The 18,326-nt window shown below is 64.2% G+C and carries 18 protein-coding genes; 5 read left to right on the top strand and 13 right to left on the bottom strand.

Features of this window, described 5'->3' with window-relative positions; all coding sequences use genetic code 11:
* Window positions 1-76 precede the first annotated feature (76 nt).
* A complete protein-coding gene (gene xthA / locus THIVI_RS09540) occupies window positions 77-895 on the top strand; it encodes an exodeoxyribonuclease III (protein WP_014778387.1) in 819 nt (272 codons plus the stop codon).
* Between the two features lie 26 nt (window positions 896-921).
* Here the strand turns inward: xthA and THIVI_RS22715 are convergent, their stop codons facing one another.
* The 3 genes from THIVI_RS22715 to THIVI_RS09525 form a co-directional block, all read right to left on the bottom strand.
* Complete coding sequence (locus THIVI_RS22715; protein WP_014778386.1) at window positions 922-1,452, bottom strand: hypothetical protein; 531 nt, start codon at window positions 1,450-1,452, stop codon at window positions 922-924.
* 237 nt (window positions 1,453-1,689) lie between these two features.
* The gene (locus THIVI_RS09530; RefSeq protein ID WP_014778385.1) at window positions 1,690-2,238 is read right to left on the bottom strand and encodes a cache domain-containing protein; all 549 of its coding nucleotides are present in this window, start codon (window positions 2,236-2,238) and stop codon (window positions 1,690-1,692) included.
* A 51-nt stretch (window positions 2,239-2,289) separates the two neighbouring features.
* Window positions 2,290-2,856, bottom strand: a complete 567-nt coding sequence (locus THIVI_RS09525) for an acetate uptake transporter (protein WP_014778384.1) — start codon at window positions 2,854-2,856, stop codon at window positions 2,290-2,292.
* Window positions 2,857-3,076: 220 nt separating this feature from the next.
* On the opposite strand from THIVI_RS09525, the gene THIVI_RS09520 reads away from it, so the two are divergent.
* Window positions 3,077-3,640, top strand: a complete 564-nt coding sequence (locus THIVI_RS09520; RefSeq protein WP_245537415.1) for a retropepsin-like aspartic protease — start codon at window positions 3,077-3,079, stop codon at window positions 3,638-3,640.
* 317 nt (window positions 3,641-3,957) lie between these two features.
* Entirely contained in the window at window positions 3,958-4,428 is a 471-nt protein-coding gene (locus tag THIVI_RS09510) for a hypothetical protein (protein WP_014778382.1), read from the top strand.
* A 140-nt stretch (window positions 4,429-4,568) separates the two neighbouring features.
* Here the strand turns inward: THIVI_RS09510 and THIVI_RS09505 are convergent, their stop codons facing one another.
* The 10 genes from THIVI_RS09505 to THIVI_RS09460 form a co-directional block, all read right to left on the bottom strand.
* Complete coding sequence (locus THIVI_RS09505) at window positions 4,569-5,708, bottom strand: DUF4340 domain-containing protein (protein ID WP_014778381.1); 1,140 nt, start codon at window positions 5,706-5,708, stop codon at window positions 4,569-4,571.
* A complete protein-coding gene (locus tag THIVI_RS09500) occupies window positions 5,705-7,090 on the bottom strand; it encodes a GldG family protein (protein ID WP_014778380.1) in 1,386 nt (461 codons plus the stop codon). The genes THIVI_RS09505 and THIVI_RS09500 overlap by 4 nt, the downstream gene beginning before the upstream one ends.
* On the bottom strand, window positions 7,087-7,824 hold the full coding sequence (locus tag THIVI_RS09495) for an ABC transporter permease (RefSeq protein WP_014778379.1): 738 nt from the start codon (window positions 7,822-7,824) through the stop codon (window positions 7,087-7,089). Before THIVI_RS09495 ends, THIVI_RS09500 begins: the two co-directional genes overlap by 4 nt.
* Entirely contained in the window at window positions 7,821-8,738 is a 918-nt protein-coding gene (locus tag THIVI_RS09490; RefSeq protein WP_041446916.1) for an ABC transporter ATP-binding protein, read from the bottom strand. Before THIVI_RS09490 ends, THIVI_RS09495 begins: the two co-directional genes overlap by 4 nt.
* A 254-nt stretch (window positions 8,739-8,992) precedes the next feature.
* On the bottom strand, window positions 8,993-9,214 hold the full coding sequence (locus THIVI_RS09485; RefSeq protein ID WP_014778377.1) for a FeoC-like transcriptional regulator: 222 nt from the start codon (window positions 9,212-9,214) through the stop codon (window positions 8,993-8,995).
* Between the two features lie 14 nt (window positions 9,215-9,228).
* Complete coding sequence (gene feoB / locus THIVI_RS09480; protein ID WP_014778376.1) at window positions 9,229-11,568, bottom strand: Fe(2+) transporter permease subunit FeoB; 2,340 nt, start codon at window positions 11,566-11,568, stop codon at window positions 9,229-9,231.
* Window positions 11,569-11,802 (bottom strand): FeoA family protein, encoded by a 234-nt coding sequence (locus tag THIVI_RS09475; protein ID WP_014778375.1) that lies wholly within the window; start codon window positions 11,800-11,802, stop codon window positions 11,569-11,571.
* On the bottom strand, window positions 11,799-12,134 hold the full coding sequence (locus THIVI_RS09470) for a FeoA family protein (RefSeq protein ID WP_014778374.1): 336 nt from the start codon (window positions 12,132-12,134) through the stop codon (window positions 11,799-11,801). The genes THIVI_RS09475 and THIVI_RS09470 overlap by 4 nt, the downstream gene beginning before the upstream one ends.
* Window positions 12,135-12,372: 238 nt before the next feature.
* A complete protein-coding gene (locus tag THIVI_RS09465; RefSeq protein ID WP_014778373.1) occupies window positions 12,373-13,731 on the bottom strand; it encodes a four-carbon acid sugar kinase family protein in 1,359 nt (452 codons plus the stop codon).
* 186 nt (window positions 13,732-13,917) lie between these two features.
* Window positions 13,918-16,143, bottom strand: a complete 2,226-nt coding sequence (locus tag THIVI_RS09460; RefSeq protein WP_014778372.1) for a phosphoketolase family protein — start codon at window positions 16,141-16,143, stop codon at window positions 13,918-13,920.
* Window positions 16,144-16,458: 315 nt separating this feature from the next.
* Here THIVI_RS09460 and THIVI_RS09455 point away from each other — a divergent pair, with 315 nt between their 5' ends.
* Both THIVI_RS09455 and THIVI_RS09450 read left to right on the top strand, forming a co-directional pair.
* Window positions 16,459-17,256 (top strand): IclR family transcriptional regulator, encoded by a 798-nt coding sequence (locus THIVI_RS09455; RefSeq protein WP_014778371.1) that lies wholly within the window; start codon window positions 16,459-16,461, stop codon window positions 17,254-17,256.
* 132 nt (window positions 17,257-17,388) lie between these two features.
* Window positions 17,389-17,994, top strand: a complete 606-nt coding sequence (locus THIVI_RS09450; protein ID WP_014778370.1) for a glutathione S-transferase N-terminal domain-containing protein — start codon at window positions 17,389-17,391, stop codon at window positions 17,992-17,994.
* Window positions 17,995-18,326: the final 332 nt, after the last annotated feature.

Here is an 18,326-nt window from a genome sequence, read left to right as displayed (position 1 = left end):
GTCAGCGACATGTAGTGGAATCGCGTTCCGGCGTGCTAGCCTTCCGACGCATTCGAATCACCGGAGGCTGCCTGAATTGTTCAAGATCGTCTCGTTCAACATCAACGGAATTCGCGCCCGGCCGCATCAGGTCGAGGCGCTGAAGGCGGCGCATGCCCCCGACGTGGTCGGTCTTCAGGAATGCAAGGTTGTCGACGAACAGTTTCCGTTCGACTGGGCGCGGGGACTGGGGTACGCGACCCACGTTCACGGTCAGAAAGGCCACTATGGCGTGGCCCTGCTAAGTCAGATCGAACCGCGTGCCGTGACCCGTGGGTTTCCAAACGACTCCGAAGACGCCCAGCGACGCCTCATGACGGGACGCTACCCCTTGTCGAACGGCGATGAAATCACGGTCATCAACGGCTATTTCCCCCAAGGCGAGAGCCGCGACCATCCGCTGAAATTCCCCGCGAAACGCAAATTCTACGCGGATCTGCTGGACTATCTGCGCGCGGACTTCGCGCCGGACCAAAATCTGGTGGTGCTCGGCGATATGAACGTGGCCCCCCTGGATCTGGACATCGGAATCGGCGCGGATAACGCGAAACGCTGGCTGCGGACCGGCAAATGCAGCTTTCTGCCGGAAGAGCGGGACTGGCTCAAGGCGATCACGGACTGGGGACTGACCGACGCCTATCGGGCGCTTCACCCCGAGGCCGACGACCGGTTCAGTTGGTTCGATTATCGCTCTCGGGGGTTCGAGCGCGAGCCCAGGCATGGGTTGCGGATCGATCATCTGTTGGTGACGGCGCCACTCCGAGAGCGTCTCCTTGGCGCCGACATCGACTATGCCATCCGTGGCATGGAGAAGCCCTCCGATCACTGTCCGGTGTGGGCCAGCTTCGACCTGTGACCGGAACGGCGATCATCCGCTTCGATCTACTCATTCCACCTCATTTCGCCCATGCCGGAGGAGGCTCCGGTGGACTTGCATGGCGCGCGCTCCATCGGCTCGGATTCGAAGGCGGAGAATTCGCTTCGCTCGTCGATGTTGTTGGGCCAGGCGTAAGCGACATGGCGGTGCGTCTTGCCAGCGACGTTGACGGTCTTGATCAGCGGATTGCCGGCAACGTCCGCCCGCACCCGATAGCTGCCGGCGGGTAGATCGACCAGCAGGATCGGCCCGGAAACAATATCCAGGATGGTGTCGCCGCTCCGATCGGCGATGTTGACCTTGACACCGGCGAGATAGGCGCCGCTACGCTCGGCAAAGGTCAGCATGAGGTCGTAACGACCAGCCGCCGCCTTCATCGCGGTGGACTCGGGCTGGCCGATACCGCCGGTGATATAGGTGATGCCATTGTGCATTTGAGCCGGCGGCAGGGCGCCGAGATCGGCCGTCAACGCCGGAGTCGCCTGCAGCATGCCGATCGCGAGCAGGCTCAGCGTGAGATTGCCTACGGTTTTCATCTCGATACCTCCCAGGTGGGACAGGATTCGTGCCGCGATGTCCGGTGACCGAGACGGTTTGACCCGCGTCCCGTCACCCACGGCACTTGTCACAATGTTCGAGTTCAGGGTAGCGCGGCGAGTTCCGAGTAAAACCGATGTGAATTTTGGGCTTGATTCGGTCGCTTGCGAACGACAGGCCATGGGCTGCCGGGGCCGATGGATGGCCCCGGTCGAACAACCCGCGTTCCGTTCAGGTCAGGGCACAGCCTTCTGGGGCTTGGTCGAATCCTCGATGATCTTGCTCAGATCGGCGGGCGTGAGCCGACCGTCATAGATCCCTGCGCCGACCTGGATATCCGACTTGAACGAGACCGCGGCGCTGTGGGCGTAGGAAATCTTGCGCGAAGCCTTCGCCTCGCCGGGTTTCGGCCACCAATACTCGACCCAGCCGCCATCCTTGTTCGCGCCGGCCTTGCAGAGATCCTGAAACAGCGGGTGATCCTGATCGTCGCGCATCTGCAGGATGGGCTTGCCCACCAGATCGGGACGCAGGGGATGGGCGATCATGACATCCTCGCGGCAGCTATAGACGAACACATAGCTGTCTTTCCACACCCAGCGGGCGTCCTTGTTATTGTTGAAATCCGAGAAACCGGCCAGACCCTTTTCGTTCAGGTAGTGGACGGCCTCGCGCACCTTCGCCACCACTTCCTCGGCGCTGGCGGCGTCCGCGGCCCAGCTCATGGCGGGCGCGGTGCTCAGTGTCAAGGCCAGGCCGGCCAAGGCAAATCTGTGTTTTCCCATCGTTGAATCCTCTTTTAGCGAGCGGTTCGGAAGGCGTGATCGCCGGGGCGCTCAATTCACCCAGGGCTTTCCCGCGGGCAGCAGCTCGCGCTCATAGACCTCGTTCAGGATGATGCGCGCCATCATGTACCAGGCCGTCAGGGCACAGGCCATCAGGACGTAGCCGGCAACGACCGTCAGGCCGGGATAACCGAAGTGCGCCAGATCCAGCAGGATGAAGCCGGCCAGCAACAGGGTGAAGGTCATGGCCATGGCGCCGTGAATGCGTAGCGAGCCGACCCAGAGAATCGCCGTGAACAGGGTCCAGGCGACCAGGAACCAGCCGACGTCCTGCGTGCTGGCCTTGAAGAGATCGTAGTTATTCGCGATCAGCATCAGCGCCAGCGCGATCCAGAAAGCGCCGTAGGAGGTGAAGGCGCAGTAGCCGAAATTGTTGCCGGTTTTTTGCTCCTGAAGTCCGGCGAAGAATTGCGCCGCGCCGCCGAAAATCAGCCCGAGCCAGATCACCGGCCCAATGCTGGACATCCAGCCGACGTTATGGAATTGCAGCACCATGGTGGTGAGTCCGAAGCCGGCCAGGCCGACCACTGCTGGATTACCGAGTTTTTGTTCCGCCATCGATGTCTTTTCCGCGTACTCATGATTAAGGAAGAATGAAAGCCCCGCGCGAGGACGGGGCGGGGCATGCTAACCCAGAATCCGCGGTTAGCACGGAGATTCGGACGGCGCTGCCGATCGACGTCGGCAAGAGCGACCCGACCGCCGGTATCGCATCGACGACCAAACAGTGACGCCCGTCACGGAATATTCATTTTCTTTCAGGATAGACTCTGGGCTAATGTGCACTTTCACCTCTTTCAAAGGAAAGCGTCCCATGCGATCAAGGTTGTTTTTTGTGCCTTTGGCAGTACTGTTATTGGCCCTGAATCCAGCCTTGGCGGCGGAGTTCGGCACCCACATCGCGATGCGGGAGAAGGCGGCGGCAACCTTCTATGTTTCTACCCATATCCAGGGTTTTGGCGATACGGAACTGATGGTCGACACCGGTTCTGGCTATGTCACGATCAACGAGGGCACGCTTCGCACACTCAAGCGCCAGGGCGGCGTTCGTTATGTCAAACGGCTCCAAGGCATCCTCGCCAATGGCAGCGAGATGGAGGTTTCGGTCTATGCCATCGGCGCGCTGAACATCGGCGGCAATTGCTGGATTCACGATGTGGAAGCGGCGGTATTCCCTGCCGGGACGCGCCAGATCCTGGGCCTGAGCGCTCTGCGCAAGGCCGCCCCCTTCATCTTTTCGGTGGATCCGCCGTCGCTGGTGTTGAGTCACTGCGCGGCCACGGCCGCCGCCGTGGCGTCCCCGTCCCCATCGGCGATTGCTTTTAACGTCGCCACCGACTGATTCCGAGCCTGCCACCGCAAGGGCGGGGCAGGTCGCGTTCATGTCGCGGGCGTTCGCCGCCTGAAAATACCCCTTGCTGTTCCCTCCTCGATCACCGCCGCAATCCGCCAGGAGCGGTGACAACATGGCGTAACCGACCGCAAAATAAGCTAAAAACCGCGCGGTTTTTTTTCTGGAACTCGCTATCCATACTTTTAATCGAGTTGACCATCCTGTGTTAGGGGCGGCGCGGAGGCGATTGCTCGCGGGTTCTGCCGTTCGGGCACAGAGGCCAAGGTACGCATGGTATTTCGTATTTCCAATGTGGAGGTATCGAGATGAAGACGAAAAACGGTTTCGCGCTAAGCCTGCTTGCGGTCGGTCTGTTGCAGACGGGTCTGGTGTCATCCTCAAACATGCCCGAGTACGGCGGAGCGGAGCGGAGCGGCGTCGAGGTGTGGAGTGGTTGGCGAACCAACAACTTCCTCAACTACGAATCGCCCTATCTTGGGACGAGCGGGGAGCGGGCCGAATTCTCCGCCTTTGAACCGAAGTACGGCGGCGGGTTGAATCCGCGTGGCGCCGGTGGGTGGAGTGGTTGGCATACCAACAACTTCCTCAACTACGAATGGCCTTACAATCAGACGAGCGAGGAACGGGCCGAGTTCTCCGCCTTCGAGCGCATGCCGATGGGATCGTCATCCGCCGGCATTTATGCATCCGGCACGGGCGCGGGCATGGGATCGGATGGGAGCGATTTTTGGCGTCGAGATTCCGACAGCAACATCTTCTTGCGCTATGAGGACTAACGCGCGTCCAGCGTGAGATTTGGCTCCGGGGCGGTCATCGATCGCCCAGGGGGGCAGGCTGGCGGTCGAGGCGCGCACCCGCGTCCTGGTCGAGAAAGTCGATAGATTGGATCGCGCATCCTTGATGTCAGAATCCTTCCTTATTCCTCGCCGTACTCGGGATCGGGCGCGAAGGGATCCTCTCCGAAACCGATAGGCGCGGCCTTGTCCGGTTCGCCGCGAAGTTGGCTTCTGCGCCGAACGTCGGCCGGCGCCTGACCGTCGGGCGTCAGACGGACCTCCGGGGGCCGGCCCAGTTCGACATCGCCGGGCAGGATGGCGTTCGGATCCGGTTCGTCGAAATTCGACTCCTCCAGATCCGACGGTGGCGCGAACGGATCCTCACTCTCGTCCTGCGTCTGCTCGGAGAAGGGGGCAGACTCCAGAACCCGATCCGACGGCGGAACCTCGGGCGCGGGCGGCGTGGGATCGATGGCGCTGGGATTCTCGGTCAGCACGGGTGCCGTGGCGAGCACATAAAGTAGGGAGGAGGGCGGCGCGGCGCCGTCTTTCGGTCCCTGTTGTAGCGTGCTGACCGGCAGGCTTCGACTCCAGCGCCGACGATCCTCGGAGACCAGAAAACGTAACGCGGTGCCATCCTCGGACTTGAGTTCGACCGGCGAACCGGATGGCTCGCCGGTCAGCGGTTCGATCCGCTCCGCGACCACTTCCACCAGTCCGTCCAGCGCGTCGGCCGCCAGCGGCACCCCGGCGAGGCGTCCGAAAACCGGCACGAAGCCGCGCGGCAGCAGGCGACGCGAGACATAGTCGAGCGGCGGCGCGATCAGCAGCGGATAGAAGCGGTCGTCGATCAAATGAATCAGACCTTCGCTCGCCACATAGCGGTATTGACTGATCGGATCGATGCCGCCGAAGGCCAGTTCGAGGGTGTTGAGCCGCAGCCGGATGCGGGGCGACGCCAGACCGAGTTGGTCGAGCGCCGCTGAGGCTTGCGGGATACTGCGATGCACCGGAGTGTCCAGAATCGCGAGCAGTCTGTCGATCCGCTCCGGATCGGCGTCCGCCTCCATCGGCGCTTCCAGCCGCCAGCCCTGAAGCGACTGGCCAAGCTGAATGGCCGGCTCGCCCTCGCGGGCGATCTCGATCAACAACAGATCGGACGCGATCAGATCCGAGAGGGTCGGCGGCGTGCGCCCCCGGCTCAGATCGCGCTGGATCAGCGAGACCAGCACGAGCACCAGCGCCAGCAGCAGACCATTGATCGCCCAGCGCACTGTCATCGGCCCCTCCAGCGCTGCCAGCGCACCGTCAGCCCGATACTCAGAAAGAGTCCCGGCAACAGGAACAAGGCCCCGAGACCCAGCAGCATCCGCCGGGTGTCGTCCAGGATCAGGGGCGCGACGGCGCTCGGAGGCGGGGGCAGTTCCAGCAGCGCCTCGCCGCGACTCAGCCAGCGCAGCATCCGGATCCCGAGCGCTCGGTTGCCATGGCTGCCAAGCTGGGCGTTGCCGATGAAATCGCCATCGCCGACCACCAGCACCCGCTGCTCGCGGTCGGCGCCTGTCTCCGTCTCGGGGAGCGTCCGCGTCAGGGCCAGGACGACGGGCAAGGGGCCGGGCTGTTCGCCGACCACCTCGTCACGGTCGATTTTACCCTCGATCCGGCCGGTTTCGTTCCAGCTTTGCGCCCCCGTCGCGAGGTAGGAGTCAAGCGTCCAGCCCGGCGCGACCTGGGTCTCGAAGGCGAGACTCCCCGGCAGCAGCGCCGGGTCGCTGAGTTCGCCCGCCAGCTCGTCGTCCGGATACTCGGTAATCACGGCGGCAGTCGGCGTATCCACGCCCAGACCGGCTGCGGCGGCATCCACGACGATGCCCGGCAGGATCGCCAGACCCAGTTGCTCCGCCAAGGGCTCCAGCCCGTTCAGCGGCCCCGGATCCAGCAGCCAGAGCAGGTTTCCGCCGCGATCCAGATAGCGGTTCAAACCCTCGACCTCGCCCGGAAAAAATGGAATGGTCGGCGTCGAGAGCACCACCAGACGGGTGTTGTCCGGCACGTCCTTGAGAAGCGCCAGATCCAGTGGACGCGCCAGATAGCCCTGTTCCCTGAGTTCCTGCCCGAAACGGCCCAGATCCGTGCCGCTCTCGCCGAGGATGGCGCGTTCGCCGTGACCTTCGATGACCGCCACCCAGGGCGCGCGGGTCTCGGACAGACGGGCAATGGCGGCGGAAATGGCGCGCTCGCTCAGTTCGTTCAGGGTCTCGCGCCGGCCGCGGTATTCCAGCAGGATCTGACCGACCAGCGACACGTCCGCGTCGCGCGCCTGCTCGGGAAAGCGTTGCGGATCCAGATACTCGATCCGCAGGTCGGGCAGGGCCTGCGAATAGGGAGTCAGGAGTCTGTCGATCGCCTTGCCGAGCGGCGTGTCCGCATCGGCAAAAACCGTGGCGCGCAACGGAGCCTCCAGGCGTTCGAGGATCGCCTGACTTTCGCGGGTTAGGGTGTTGCCGGCAGTGGCGGTCCAGTCCCAGTAACGATCATGCCGTGCCACCAGCCAACCGGCGGAGATCGCCAGAGCCAGGAGCAGCACGACGAACGCACCATCGGCCAACTGGCGTTCCAGACGGCGCAAGCGACTCCGGATCGCGTCGTTCAACCCTTTCATTGCAGACGCCGATTGGCGAGCCGGCGATGGGTCAGGGCCAGAAAGACGCCGGTAAAGAAGATGAAATAGGCCAGATCGCTCAAGCGCACGGCCCCCAGCAGAAACCAGAACAGATGCTCGTTCCAGGACAGCCAGCCGAACAGCGAGAGTGTCCGGTCCGTGAGCGATTCGGCACGCCCAATGATGGAGAACAACAGCAGGATCCCGAACGCGACGAACACCGATGCCCCCGGCTGGTCGGTCAGACTGGAGGCATAGAGCCCGATGGCGCAGAACAGCAGGGTCGCGAGCCAGAGCCCCAGCGTCGCCGCGGCCACCTGTCCGACATCCAACTCGGCCGCGCCGGCCAGCATCAGCAGATTGACGGCCGGCAGCAGACAGAGCGGGGTCATCAGCAGCGCCAGACCCAGAAACTTGCCGATGGCGACCTCCGCGAGTCGCACCGGCGCCGCCTCGATCAATTGATAACTACCGTCGCGAAACTCGCCGCTCAACATCCGCATCGCCATCAGCGGCGCGGCGAGCATGGCGATGACGGCGGCGAAGCCGAACAGGTTCAGCGCCAGTTCCTGGGTCAGGCTCGCGACCCGTTCGTCCGCGCCCAGACCGCTGAAGTTCTCGATCACCCGCAGAAAGATCCAGGCGAGCACCACCTGTCCCGCCCCCAGCAGGATCCAGGGCAAGGGCGTCACCAGCCCGCCACGCCACTCCCGCCCGACAATGGCGCCGATCATGCGTCTTCCTCCACCCCGATCAGGTCGAAAAAGGCGCGTTCCAGATCGCTATGCTCCGGTACCAGTTCGCGCAGTTCGAGACCCGCCTGGACGATCTGACGTGCCAGCTCCGCCGAATCCGCGCCATCGGCCAGCAGCACCCGATAGCGATCCTCGCCCATATCCACGGCACCGAGGAGACAGCTCAGATCGGTCAGCTTGACGAGCGTTGAGCGCGGCCCCAAGCGTACCCGCCAGCCGTAGGTCGGCTGTTCCTTCATCAGATAATCGTTGAAGCGGATCCGCCCCTGGTCCAGGATCACCGCTCGATCGCAAACCGACTGGATCTCGGGCAGCAGATGGCTGGACAGGATCACGCCACAGTCGCTCGCGAGTTCGCGGATCAGACCGCGCAGCTCGCGCATCTGGAAGGGATCGAGTCCTTCGGTCGGTTCGTCGAGGATCAGCAATCGTGGGTGGTGCAGGATGGCCTGCGCGATCCCGAGCCGCTGCCGATAGCCTTTCGAGAGCTTGGCGATCAGTCGGCGTCCGCTGTCAACCAGACCGCAGCGCTGTTTGACCTCATCGATGGACTCGGCGATGCGTCGGCGCGGGATGCGATGCAGCCGGGCGCAGAAGGTCAGATATTCGTTGACCCGCAGTTCCGGATAGAGCGGCGGGCGTTCGGGCAGATAGCCCAGATGGCGCTTGGCCTCCAGCGGTCGGCGCGCCAGGTCGATGCCCTGGATTTCGATGCGACCGCTCGTGGGCGCGAGCATCCCGCCGAGCAGACGCAGACAGGTCGTCTTGCCCGCGCCATTGGGGCCGAGCAGACCCAGCACCTCGCCGCGTTCCAGGCACAGGTTGACCTCGGAGAGGGCCGGATGGCCGCCGAAGGATCGGCTGAGATCGGTGACGCGAAGGAGTGTCTCCATGGGGATAAGAAGATAACCCGTCGGAGCCGTGTTGCCAAACGCGGGGGTTGGCAGTTTTTGGAATGCCCGAACGTGAAAAGCTCCGGACGCCCCCCGCCCGATGACAAAAAGTCTGACACCCGATATGGCCATTCGAGGCGATTGCAGGGCAAACATCGTGCAGCCGGCTCCCAGCCGGCGCAGATTTTGATGCCTGGATATCCGTTTGGACGGCTATAACGACCACTGACCACTGCCGTGTGAAAACAGATCTCTCACTCCACCCACTCATAAATCTCCACCGAGGCCATGTCGCAACTGCTGCAACCGCCCCCGCAGGGGGTATTCGCGGGCAGCAGGCGCACCCGGCCCTTGCGCTCCAGGGTGCCGAGCATGCCGCGCAGGGCGTCGGGGTCGGCGTCGAAACGGTAGGACAGATCGCGTAGCGCGGCGCGGCGGTTGTCGCGCAGATACTGCGAAAGCTCGGAAACGATCATGTTGTCATTTTCCTTCAGAGACTGTCGCGCGCCAGGGCGGGCGCGACTGGACCGCGCCGCGCCCAAGCGCGCATTCCGATGGTCGTGGCGATCAAAATTGCCAGCATCCCGCCGATCCAGGCCGCCGAGCTGGCCGGGTCACGCGCGAAGATGGCCGTCTGATAGAAGACGGTCGCGGTCAGATAGCCCAGCCCGGTGGTCCAGGCGGCGGCGAAGATCGCCCAGCCTGTCGAGGTCTCGCGAGCGATGGCGGCGATGGCGGCCACGCAGGGCGCATACAACAGGATGAACAGCAGATAGGCGAAGGCTCCGGCTGCTCCGTCGAAACGGGATGCCATGGCCCCAAAGGTGCCCGTGGTGACGGCCTGTTCCGCGGCGGCTGTCTCCAGGTCGCTGACATCGCCGATCCCAAGCCCCATGGGATCGGTCCAGCCGCCGAGCGCATCGACCAGATTGACCGGGACGGTCGCGAGCGCCGCGCTGAGTCCGCCGAGCAGACTGTAGGGCTCGGCCTCGGTGTCGGCGTCGTCCGGCGAGTTTCCGAGCGCCGAATAGGTCGCGTCCAGGGTGCCGACGACCGCCTCCTTGGCCAGGATGCCGGTGAAGATGCCGACGGTCGCCGGCCAGTTTTCCGCGTCCAGCCCCATGGGTGCGAAGGCCGGGGCCATGGTGCGACCGATCGAGGCGAGCACCGAGCGTTCGCTGTCCTCGTTGCCGAAGCTGCCGTCCGTTCCGGTGGTGTTGAGCACGTTGATCACCAGCACCATGGGCACGATAACCGAGCCGGCGCGCACCACGAAGCCGCTGGTGCGATCCCAGGTCCGCAGCAGCACGCCTTTGATCGTCGGCAGATGGTAGGGCGGCAGTTCCATCACGAAGGGCGTCGTCTGACCTTCGAGCAGGGTGCGCTTGAGAATGAAGCCGGTGAGCATGGCGGCGGCGATGCCGATCAGATAGAGCGCGAAGACGATGTTCTGACCGCCGACCGGGAAGAAGGCCGCGGCGAAGAGCGCATAGACCGGCAGTCGCGCGCCGCAGGACATGAAGGGCGCCATCAGCACGGTGAGGATGCGGTCGCGCGAATTCTCCAGAGTGCGCGCGGCCATGATCGCCGGCACGTTGCAGCCGAAGCCCACCAGCAGCGGGACGAACGACTTGCCGGGGAGCCCGACCGCGCGCATGAAACGATCCATCACAAAGGCGGCGCGTGCCATGTAGCCCGAGTCTTCCAGCACCGACATGAAGAGATAGAGGAAGGCGATGATGGGGATGAAGGTCGCGACCACCTGGATGCCGCCGCCGATGCCGTCGGCGAGTCCGACGATCAGCCAGTCCGGCGTGCCGAGGGCCGCCAGTACGAACGCCGTCCCGTCGACGAAGATGGTCCCGGCGGCCTGATCGAAGACATCGATGAAGGCGCCGCCGATGTTGATGGTGAACATGAACATCAGATACATCACGACCAGGAAGATCGGGATGCCGAGCGCACGATTGAGCATGACCCGGTCGACCCGGTCGGTGAAATTCCGCGAGACCGTGCCGGAGTGCGATACCGCCGCCTGGACCACTGCGTGGGCGAAACCGTAGCGGGCATCGGCGAGCAGGATGTCGACGTCATCGGCGACGTCTCCCAGCAGCGCGCGAATCTCGTTCTGGCCGATCCGGTCGCCGACCAGACTCCGGGCGAGATCGTCGCCTTCGAGCAGACGCGAGGCCAGCCAGCGCGGCGGATCGGACTGGGCGACGGCGATGGGCGTCAGGCGCGGGAGCAGCGCCGCGATGGCGTCCTCCAGCACTTGGCCATAGTGGATGCCGACGGGTTGCGCCACGTCCTTTCCGCGCGCTGCGGCGGCCGTCTCCAACAGGGTCTGACGCAGCGCATCCAGGCCCTTGCCGCTGGCGGCGACGATCGGCACCACCGGGCAGCCGAGCCGCGCGGAGAGCGCCGCGACCTCGATCCGCAGACCGCGCTCGGCGGCGGTGTCCATCATGTTGAGCGCCAGCACCAGCGGGCGGCCCATCTCGATCAGTTGGGTGGTGAGATAGAGATTGCGCTCCAGACTGGTCGCGTCGAGGATGTTCAGGATCAGGTCCGCCTCGCGGGCGTGGACGAAATCGCGCGCGATCCGCTCGTCGAGCGAGACCGACTGCTCCGAGACATCCAGCGAATAGGTGCCCGGCAGATCGACCAGGGTGAATTCGGTGTCGCCGAAACGATAGCGCCCGGTCTTGCGTTCGACCGTGACGCCGGGCCAGTTGCCGACCCGTTGGCGGGCGCCGGTCAATGCGTTGAAGAGGGTCGTCTTGCCGCAATTGGGATTGCCGACGACACCGATGGTGTAGGTCTGGTTCATTCAGGTGCGCTCCACTTCAAGGACCGACGCCTCGTTCCGGCGCAGGCTGAGCGCGGTGCCGCGCACCCGCAGTTCCACCGGATCGCCCAGCGGCGCGACCCGCGTCACCTGAATTTCCACGCCTGGGGTGAGGCCCATGGAGAGCAGCTTGCGTCGATAGGCACCGCCCCCGGACTGAAACCCGAGCACCCGGCCATGATCGCCGACCACGAAATCGCTCAGAGTCATGTTCATGGCGCGACCGCCATCACCAGGATCTTCGTCGCCATCCCGCCGCCGAGCGCGATCCGGGTCTCGCCCCGCGCGACCACCAGACCGCCGCCCTGACGCTGCACGACGCGCAGCTCGGCGCCCTGATTCAGACCCAATTCGGTCAGACGCAGCATCAGACCCTTGCCGCCCTGGAGCGACTGAATCCGTACCCGTTCGCCGTCGGTTGCCATCGCTAAGGGGAAGGGTTTGGCACTGGTTTCGGCGGTTTGCGTGGCCGGATCCCGCATCGGGCCGACGGCGAAGACGGGCGCCAGATCGCGCGGACAGTCCTGGAGAAGGATGGCTTGGTTCATGGAAAACTGGTCCTGACAGATCAAATAACAAGAATGATTCGCATATTATGGCGGTCGCTTTTCAAATGCAAATCCTTCTTATCCAATGATCGACGGCATCGCAAGTGTTTTTAAAAATCCTCGGTGACGTGACGTGACGTGACGTGACGTGTTTTGTAAAACGCATTGCCCGCGCCCAAGCCCGGCGGCACAGGGTCGGCGTTCGGTCCGATGCCTGGCTGGCACGCGGAACAATCCATCAAGACGCGGTCGCCGACCGTGCCCGCGCCTGCGTCCGCGCGAGAATCCCGTACACCTCGGCGAGGGCATCGTCGCCGCCGACATTCCCCGGAAAGATCACCACCGGCAGATCGGGAAAGCGGGGATGGTCCGCCGGACAGCGCACCACCGAGCAGCCGGCATGCACCTGACCGAGCACGCGCGCCGTGCGTAGCGCCAATCCCTTGCTGAGCGTGTCGTTGGAGGTGATGCCGCCCTTGCTGACGAGAAAGCCGATCTCGCGCGGCAGATCCCGCGTGAGCCCGACCAGGAAGGCGGAGACCCGCTCGCCGAACGCGAGCCGTTCCGCCTTGCTCGGAAATTGGCGCTCGCCCCGGCTGGTATAGAGCACGGCGCCGCGATTCCCGCGCTGCGCGCTCGCGAGCCGTTCCAGCAGATCCTGGCGCAGGGACGCCTCGTCGTACATCAAACGCTCCAGATCGATTTCGAGCGGAACCACGTCGGTTTTTTCGATCAGCGACTCCAGTTGCCGGGTCGATTTCGCCACATGCGAACCCATCAGCACCACGCCAGGGCGTCCGTCGCGGACGAATGCGGACATGGCGTCTGGCGCCACCGGCTGCGGCGGCAGGCCGGCGAAGGCTGTCAACAGACTGGCCGCGCTGCGGAACAGAAACCGTTTTCCGTCGCCCGCTGCCGCGAGCACCTGACGGGCGAAACCGTCGAGATCGGATTGACGCTCGGCGTCGACCACACAGCAGCGGTTGCCGTGCAGTGCGTGCAGACGCGCGCCGAGGTCGCCGCGAATGTCCGCGAGTCCGAAGCGTTCGACCTGATCCGCGGTGATCCGTCCGGCGGTCTTTTCTTCCACATAGTCGGGCAGGAAGGCGTGGCTGAAGCCGAACACCGAATCGCGCGCGAATTCGGTTTCGTTGACGGGCACGGGCACGCCATCGACGATCAGATAATGCACGCCGTCGCGGGTGATGCGTCCGCCCTCGAAAAAGGCCGGAACCAGGAAATGGGCATCGAAGGGGCCCAGTTCCTCGGCGATGATGTCGGTCTCGACCGGATAATGACCGCGCAGGGTCGAATCCGAGCGGCTGACCAGAACGGGATGGATGATCGTGCCAGCGTCGGCAAGCTGCGCCAGGGTCGCGCGGAGGTTGACGCAAATCTCGCGGGTGACGGACGCCGCCTCGTTGGCGCTCATGCCGCGCGTGTTGCTCAACACGAAGAAGAGCGGCGAGTCGTCGGTCAGTGCCTCGCGCAGGGTGTCCCGATCCCAGCGTGTCAGCAGCAGGCAGGAATGCACCGTCTGCGAGCCGGTCGGGTCGTCGTCGATGGCGATGATCTTGGTGGTGGGTGTCTGGCTCATGGTGCGGGTGCTCGAATGATTTTTTTCTCGTCAGGTTGCGATGCTCGCGAGACCGCACCGCTGGCAACATGCCGGCGGTCCCAGGGGCGCCGACCCTCTGGGAGCGCCGACTTGCTGTCGGCTCTTCGGCGGTTAGGCCGGAGCGAAGAGGTCGAGTGCAACTCGACGATCCCGGAGGAGTTGTCCTTAAGCCGCGTGTCGCATCAACTCCTCCGCGCGTCCCGCCAGCCCCTCTGGCGTGATGCCGTTGAACGCCATGATCTCGGTCGGGCTGGCGGTCGTCTCTCCGCGCTGCCAGCCGAAGAGATCCCGCGCCGCCGCACGCGAGCGCAGCAGCACCGGCTCCAGCGCCACCGTGCCGCCGCCGCTCACGCCGATCAGCGCATCGCCATGGAAGAGCGCCTGAAAGTCCGCGTCGCTCATGAACCGGTCATCGGCTTCGGCACTGTGCGACCAGGCCACCTCGTGCGGGCGATAGAGCCGGCGCGGGTTGGCCACGGCCACGATCCGCACCCGATAACCGGCGCCTTCCAGCCGCTCCTTGGCGGCGAACACCGGCAGCAACACCATGTCGCCAGTCACGGCGAACACCACCGTGCCCTTGGAGCCGCTCGCGGACTCATAGAGACAGATCGCTCCCTGCTCGATCGCCGCGCGCGCCTGATCGGGCGTGGTGTGCACCGGCAGGGCGGACTTGGAGGCGACGATGCTGATGCACTTGTTGGACTGCTCCACCGACCAGGCATAGGCGGCCTGGATCATGTTGGCGTCCGCCGGATAGAGCAGATAGACGTTGCCGTTGCGCACCTGCCCGCCGATGTAGTTCTCGATCTCCGGGCGCTGATGGGTCCAGCCGTTGCGTCCCTGCTCTAGCGCGCCAGCGGTGAACATGGTCACCACCGCCGGGGTGCGATGGCGCAGTTCGGCCATCGCCTGACCCACGGTCTGCACGATCGGCCAGCCGTTGATGGCGAAGCTCTCGTAGGACAGCCATAGCGAGCGCCCGCCGAAGAGCGCGAGGGCCGCCGCGAACCCGGCGCAGGCGTCCTCGTTCAGCGGCTCGTAGACCTGACCGGTTGGCATCTGGTTGTAGAGCGGATCCTCGGTCGGATGGCGGATCTTGAGCGCATCGTTGATGGCCTTCATGTTCGACGCCTCGTTGCCGTCGGCGTTGGTCACCACGAACTCTGGATCGCGCTGACCCAGCGCGGCCACCATCTGGGCCATGGCGCTCGCCGGCACCGCCTGCTCGCCGGGCGCGAACGCCTGCATCGGCAAGGTTCCGATGTCGGCGAGCGGGCGCTCGAATTCGGTCACCACGGTCTTGCCCGCCGGGCCGCCGCCGGCGCGGCTCAGGTTGGTCCGCACCAGTCGCCAGATCTCGGGCGCCAGCGCGCGGCGCTCCAGTGCGGCGGCGATGTTCGGCTTCTCGGGCGTGTCGCCGGGATAGAGGTTGTGCGACTTGGCACCAACGGTATGCACCCCGGCACCCTTGAGCTGCTTGACGATCACGGCGGTGAGGGTGCCGCTCAGGGCCGAGTCGGCGGCCTCCTGCATGCCTTCCAGAATCGCGCGACTGAAGGCCAGACGCGCCTCGGGTCCGAAGCGGGTGCTGTCGACATAGGCGCCCTCCTGTCCGGCGTCGTCATAGGTCTTGGCGTCGATCAGGATCACGCGCGCGAAGTCATGCGCCGTCCAGTAGGCCGTCATGGCCGCGTTGTCCATCAGCGACACCATCGAATGATGTTCCTGACTGAAGCCGTTCCAGATCAGCACCGGCAGGAAGTTGGTCACCTCCGGATAGGCGGTATGGAAATGCTTCATCGCCGAGAGTATGTAGGGTTCGCCCAGACCGCCGTCGCCGATGGTGCAGGGAAAGAGCTTGCCGCGATTGAGATAGGCCCCGGCCATGGCGAAGTGCTGGCCCTGACCGAGCGGACCGGCCGGCGCCAACAGGCCCGGAATCGCGCCCGAGAGATGCCCGAGCAGACCGCCGCGCTCGCGGAAGCGGGTTTGCAGCTCGCTCAGATTCCGGATGCCCATCGCCTCCAGCGAGCCGTCGAGGAACATGGCGCTATAGAAGCCGGGCGCATGATGGCCCACTTCGGTCACGATATTGGTATGTCCCAGCATCGCCAGCGCGGCATAAGCATCGGCGGCACTGGCGAAACCGCCCGGGTGGCCGGATTCCTTCGAGGCGCAGAGTTGCAGGGTGAGATAGCGCAGCGCATCCGCCGCCAGTTGGGTCTGATAGATAGCGGCCGTATCGATCCGGTCGATACCGTTGCGTCCTTCCGCGATGACTGGTTCCGCGCAGAGCGAGGCGAACTCCGTGGGCAGCGCGCCGAAATGCAGCATGCCTTCACAGAAGTCTGGGGTGGAATCGAGCCTGGTGTGTGCCGAGTCGGTCATGATGGTCTCTCCAGTGGGATAGCGTTCTCAGCCGGCCGGTTGTGTGTGGCCGTGCGTTGGGTGAACTCTACGGAGAGGCGTCATTTTCCGCAATAGTGAATAAATTTCATAATGCGGAAAATCGAAGCGTGCGACGCGGTATCCCTGTAGGGGCGAATTCATTCGCCCCGACATCCCCTGGATCCGTGCAACCGTGCAACCGACGCGGCGAATGAATTCGCCCCCCTTCATCCGCGCAACCTCGGAACGAATCGGAAGACAAAATCCCTCGGACTATGATTTCATATCCTGAAATAAATTTCCGATCCTCGTAATATGACCCAGGAAAACACCCCCACGGCATCCCGCATCCAGGTCATCGACCGGGCGGCGGCCCTGCTCGACGCTTTCGCCCGCTACCCGGATCCGGTCAGCCTCAAGATCCTGGCCGCCGAAACCGGGCTGCACGCCTCGACCGCGCATCGCATCCTCGCCTCGCTGATCCAGAACCAGTTCGTCGAGCGCGACGGCGCCGGCCATTACCGGCTCGGATTGCGGCTGCTGCAACTCGGAGTACGTCTGCACGGCAACGTGGACGTGCGCGCCATCGCCCGGCCGATCATGGAGGAACTGCGCGACCGGCTCGGCGAGACCATCAATCTCACCATCCGCGAGGGCGATTCGGTGGTCTATATCGAGAAGGCCACGCCCAACCGCATGATCCATGTGCAGCAACTAGTCGGCTCGCGCGCGCCGCTGCATGTCACCGCCGTCGGCAAGCTCATGCTCGGCGCGGCCGGCGAGGATGCCATGCGCGCCTATGTGCAGCGCACCAATCTGCCCGCCTATACCCGCAACACCATCACCACGCTGCCCCGACTGCTGACGGAATGCCGGGAATCGCTGGCGCGGGGTTACGCGCTGGACAACGAGGAGGCCGAAATCGATGTCGGCTGCATCGGTGTGCTGATCCATGACAGCACCGGCAACGTCAGTGCCGGTCTGTCGGTCTCGGCGCCGATCGAACGGCGGCGGCTGGACTGGGTCGCGGATCTGGTGGACGCGGGCCGGACGCTCTCCGCGCGGCTTGGATATCGGTCGACCCCTGTCGGCAGTCCAGCACCGGACGATTGACTGTTGCCATCCCAGCCGGTTGCTCGAAATGACAGCGGCGATGCTGGAAGCGGTTTCAGGATGAAAGACCCCGCTAGCCGAGTGGGAGTAGACTGTCCATTTCAGATCGATCTTCATTGCCGAGGGAATCCAATGCTGCTCCGTCATTCCCATACCTCGCCCTATGTCCGCAAGGTGACCGTGCTGTTACACGAAACCGGCTTGTTCGATCAGATCGACATCGAGACGGTCGACGGGTGGTCCGAACCCGAGTCACTGATCGCTGACAATCCGCTCTCAATGGTTCCGACCCTGGTGCTGGACGACGGTCAGAGTTTGTTCGATAGCCCGGTCATCTGCGAATACCTCGATCGCTGCCATGTCGCTCGGCGCATGATTCCGCCGACCGGCGAAATGCACTGGCGGGTTCTGCGCGATCAGGCGCTGGCCGATGGCATTCTCGATAGCGCGGTGCTGATTTTCATGGAGTTGCACCGCCGGCCAGAAACGCTGCGTTGGGACTGGTGGCTTGAGCTGAAACGTCGCGCCATCCAACGCGCGCTCGACGGCTGCGAGCGGAACATCGCCGAACTGCTGGACCGGGTCGACCTCGGGGCAATCTCGATCGCCGTCGCGCTGGGGTATCTCGATCTGCGCGGCGCCATCGGCGAATGGCGCGCGACATGCCCCGCGCTGGCCGAGTGGTATGAGGTTTTCCGTCAGCGTCCGTCGATGGTCGCGACCGCTCCGCCGGGTTAGTTCAATGCAGTACGCATCGCGTACCGTTCGGCGCATAAAAAACCGCCGTGTTTCGGGAAGAAACACGGCGGTTGAATCAAGCGATCCGTTTATCTAAGTGGCGTCCGTGCCGTTTGAGAGGGTGAAAGGTACGCGATGCGTACCCTTGCTACGGGCCGAAGCGAAAAAACGCTTTTAGGCGATTTTTGGAAAAGATCTTACCCAGACTACATCCATTCGTGGTGACATTGCATCCGTTCGTGGTGAGTCCTGAGCGCAGTCGAAGGGTCGAACCATGAACGGATGCAATGTCGGCCTCGGAGCGCGATTTCCGCCCGTCCCATTCGACAAGC

The sequence above is a fragment of the Thiocystis violascens DSM 198 genome (assembly GCF_000227745.2).
Classification (GTDB): domain Bacteria; phylum Pseudomonadota; class Gammaproteobacteria; order Chromatiales; family Chromatiaceae; genus Chromatium; species Chromatium violascens.
Note: the sequence above shows the minus strand (reverse complement) of the source record. Positions and strands in the feature narration are given on the sequence as shown.

Excerpts from the sequence above, each read along its gene's own strand:
- THIVI_RS22715 (WP_014778386.1), bottom strand. The coding sequence starts at position 1,452 with ATGAAAACCGTAGGCAATCTCACGCTGAGCCTGCTCGCGATCGGCATG.
- THIVI_RS09530 (WP_014778385.1), bottom strand. The coding sequence starts at position 2,238 with ATGGGAAAACACAGATTTGCCTTGGCCGGCCTGGCCTTGACACTGAGC.
- THIVI_RS09525 (WP_014778384.1), bottom strand. The coding sequence starts at position 2,856 with ATGGCGGAACAAAAACTCGGTAATCCAGCAGTGGTCGGCCTGGCCGGC.
- THIVI_RS09520 (WP_245537415.1), top strand. The coding sequence starts at position 3,077 with ATGTGCACTTTCACCTCTTTCAAAGGAAAGCGTCCCATGCGATCAAGG.
- THIVI_RS09510 (WP_014778382.1), top strand. The coding sequence starts at position 3,958 with ATGAAGACGAAAAACGGTTTCGCGCTAAGCCTGCTTGCGGTCGGTCTG.
- THIVI_RS09505 (WP_014778381.1), bottom strand. The coding sequence starts at position 5,708 with ATGACAGTGCGCTGGGCGATCAATGGTCTGCTGCTGGCGCTGGTGCTC.
- THIVI_RS09500 (WP_014778380.1), bottom strand. The coding sequence starts at position 7,090 with ATGAAAGGGTTGAACGACGCGATCCGGAGTCGCTTGCGCCGTCTGGAA.
- THIVI_RS09495 (WP_014778379.1), bottom strand. The coding sequence starts at position 7,824 with ATGATCGGCGCCATTGTCGGGCGGGAGTGGCGTGGCGGGCTGGTGACG.
- THIVI_RS09490 (WP_041446916.1), bottom strand. The coding sequence starts at position 8,738 with ATGGAGACACTCCTTCGCGTCACCGATCTCAGCCGATCCTTCGGCGGC.
- THIVI_RS09485 (WP_014778377.1), bottom strand. The coding sequence starts at position 9,214 with ATGATCGTTTCCGAGCTTTCGCAGTATCTGCGCGACAACCGCCGCGCC.
- feoB (WP_014778376.1), bottom strand. The coding sequence starts at position 11,568 with ATGAACCAGACCTACACCATCGGTGTCGTCGGCAATCCCAATTGCGGC.
- THIVI_RS09475 (WP_014778375.1), bottom strand. The coding sequence starts at position 11,802 with ATGAACATGACTCTGAGCGATTTCGTGGTCGGCGATCATGGCCGGGTG.
- THIVI_RS09470 (WP_014778374.1), bottom strand. The coding sequence starts at position 12,134 with ATGAACCAAGCCATCCTTCTCCAGGACTGTCCGCGCGATCTGGCGCCC.
- THIVI_RS09465 (WP_014778373.1), bottom strand. The coding sequence starts at position 13,731 with ATGAGCCAGACACCCACCACCAAGATCATCGCCATCGACGACGACCCG.
- THIVI_RS09460 (WP_014778372.1), bottom strand. The coding sequence starts at position 16,143 with ATGACCGACTCGGCACACACCAGGCTCGATTCCACCCCAGACTTCTGT.
- THIVI_RS09455 (WP_014778371.1), top strand. The coding sequence starts at position 16,459 with ATGACCCAGGAAAACACCCCCACGGCATCCCGCATCCAGGTCATCGAC.
- THIVI_RS09450 (WP_014778370.1), top strand. The coding sequence starts at position 17,389 with ATGCTGCTCCGTCATTCCCATACCTCGCCCTATGTCCGCAAGGTGACC.